The sequence below is a fragment of the Aliikangiella maris genome (assembly GCF_040719265.1).
GTDB classification, from domain to species: domain Bacteria; phylum Pseudomonadota; class Gammaproteobacteria; order Enterobacterales; family Kangiellaceae; genus Aliikangiella; species Aliikangiella maris.
In genome coordinates this window covers 1-2,628 of sequence record NZ_JBFDAH010000080.1, presented here as the reverse complement: position 1 = coordinate 2,628, position 2,628 = coordinate 1, and the positions used below count along the sequence as shown (strand labels likewise).

1 protein-coding gene is annotated in these 2,628 nt (G+C 46.5%); it reads left to right on the top strand.

All coding sequences use genetic code 11. The features are described 5' to 3' along the window. Nucleotides 1-19 precede the first annotated feature (19 nt). On the top strand, nt 20-2,628 hold a 2,609-nt coding region (locus ABVT42_RS21985; protein ID WP_367024477.1), incomplete at its 3' end, for an Ig-like domain-containing domain.

Here is a 2,628-nt window from a genome sequence, read left to right as displayed (position 1 = left end):
TTGATTGATAAGAAGGTGCATGATGTTTAACTTAACTTTTACTCGATGGAAATTCTTTATTCCGATTGTTTTTATCCTGTCATCGATGGTGATTTCTGGTTGTAAAGTCGATGGCTTAACGTTTACCGTGACCGTTGAAACCGATGCCGAAATTCTGGTGACCAGCTCAACACCAGCCAGCAACGCAACCGAGGTACTAACCAACACCCAATTAAGTGTCAGCTACTCCGAAGCCATTGAAGCCGATGGACTACTGATTGATGTCACCTTAATCGCAGGCACTGAAGTGGTTTCCGGTACTCACCAGGTGACAGGCGATACCGTTTACTTCTACCCCCACAACCAACTGAGTGGCAACACGCAATACACCCTCAGTGTGACTGGCTCATTGTCTGAAAGAGCCTTAGAGCCCGCACTGATTTTCTTCTCAACAGAAAGCCAAAGCGCCTTGTCTGTCACTCAGGTTTCGCCACTGCCCTCAGCCACCGATGTGGATGTTAACAGCATGATTGAAGTCGATTTTAACCAAATCATCGATACCGCTAACCTGACACTGGCAGTCACTCAGTCAAATCAGGCGATTACTGGTCAGTCACAATTGATGGGTAATCAAATCCTGTTTATTCCAGACCAACCCTTGGCCAATGGCTCACTGGTTAGTGTCAATGTGAATGACAATACCGCCGATACCAGCCTGTTTAACTGGCAGTTTACTACTATTGCAGCAGACAACACTTCATCAACTGCCTGTCATAATGCCTACAACACTGGCTTTGCGCTGACTGCCGGTCATGATGCATCCGCTATCCCCGCCAGTACTTCATTAGCCAAAGGTGCCGAGTATATTGACCCAGTTTACAACACTTGTATCAAACGCATGACAGACCATAAGGTTGAAGCACCGAAAGGTTTTGCCCGGGTTGAATATTCTCGTAAACAAGCCTTTAATGCCGATAGCAGCATGTTCCTGGTACTGGCTTACAATGGTTACTGGCATGTTTATGATGCGGATAGTGGGGAATATTTAAAACAGCTAAATGGCCCTGCTTCAGATGCCGAAGTGCGCTGGGACAGCAATGACCCCAATAAACTGCACTACATGCCCACTTACGGCGGTATGAAAGTCTTTGAATTAGATGTACTAAGCAATACCAGCCGAGTGATTGCTGACTTTACCGGTCGCCTGCCTTGGTCAAATGCCGCCAGAGCCTGGACGAAAGCTGAAGGCACTAACTCAGCCGATGGTCGCTACTGGGGGATGCAGGTTGAAACCAGTGATTTCTATCCATTAGGTTTAATGGTGTGGGATAAATGGACTGACCAAATCGTGGGTACTTGGGATTTTGCTGCCCATAATGTTGGCCGCCCTGACCATACTTCCATGAGCCCTTCTGGCGATTACATTGTGGCTTCATGGGATGGCAACAGCTATGGCACCACCGCTTTCTCACGTGACTTTACTCAGCAGGTAAAACTGCACACCAAATCAGAGCATTCTGACCTAGCTTTATTGCCCAACGGGAATGATGCTTATGTCGCAGTTGACTATCAGTCAAATGGTGGACCGGTGTTTATGGTAGAAATTCAAACCGGTACACGCACTGACTTGTTCAACTCTTATGTTAACGGTAGTGCAACCGCTTTTCACTTCTCAGGTAAAGCTTATAACAAACCAGGTTGGGTATTAGTGTCAACCTATGGCGATACCGCTACCAATGACGGCAGTCGTGTGTGGATGCATGACAAGGTGTTTGCGCTGGAATTAAAAGCCAACCCAACTATCTTAAACATTGCTTTCCATCACTCAGTTCCTAATGGTTACTGGACCGAGCCACATGCAACCGTTAACCGTGACTTTACTCGGGTAGCCTTTAACTCTAACTGGGGTGTTGATTTACCAACCGATATCGATGTGTATCAAGTGTTTTTACCACAAGGGGCCATTACCAGTCAGGCACCTGCCGATGAAGCTCCTGTGCCAACCGAAACCGGTTTGATTAATAAGTCATTAGACACGACCGCACAACGCGTTTTGTTTGTGGGTAACAGCTTGACCGGTCACTTTGATATCCCCGGGACGTTAAAACAAATGGCCACTGAAAAAGGCATTGCCTTGAGTATTGATACCGAGATTTATGGTGGCAATACTTTTGAGAACCATTACTTCCGTGAAGCGACAACCACTAAAATCAATACGGGTGACTATGACACAGTGGTACTGCAAGGCGGTAGTTATGAGCCTATCTATGAGACAGACAAGTTAATGACTTATGGCGGCTTGATGAGTGACCGAGTGATTGCCGCTAATAAAACTCCGGTGTTTTACATGACTTGGCATCACCGTGATGCTTACAGTGTAGAAGCGCCTAAAGTCAGAGAGAATTATCAGGCGTTGGCTAACTCAAAGCAACAAACCTTGAATCCTGTCGGGATTGCATTTGCCAAGGTGGTGACTGACTATCCTGCCATTCAAATGTTCTCGGATGGAACACATCAAAGTGAAGCCGGGGCCTTTTTATCTGCTGCCATGTTCTACGGATTCTTGTTAAAACAAGACCCAACACTGCTGGCTTATAATGGCTCTATTGATGCGCAAACTGCGGCAACATTAAAGCAGGTCGCTAAGGA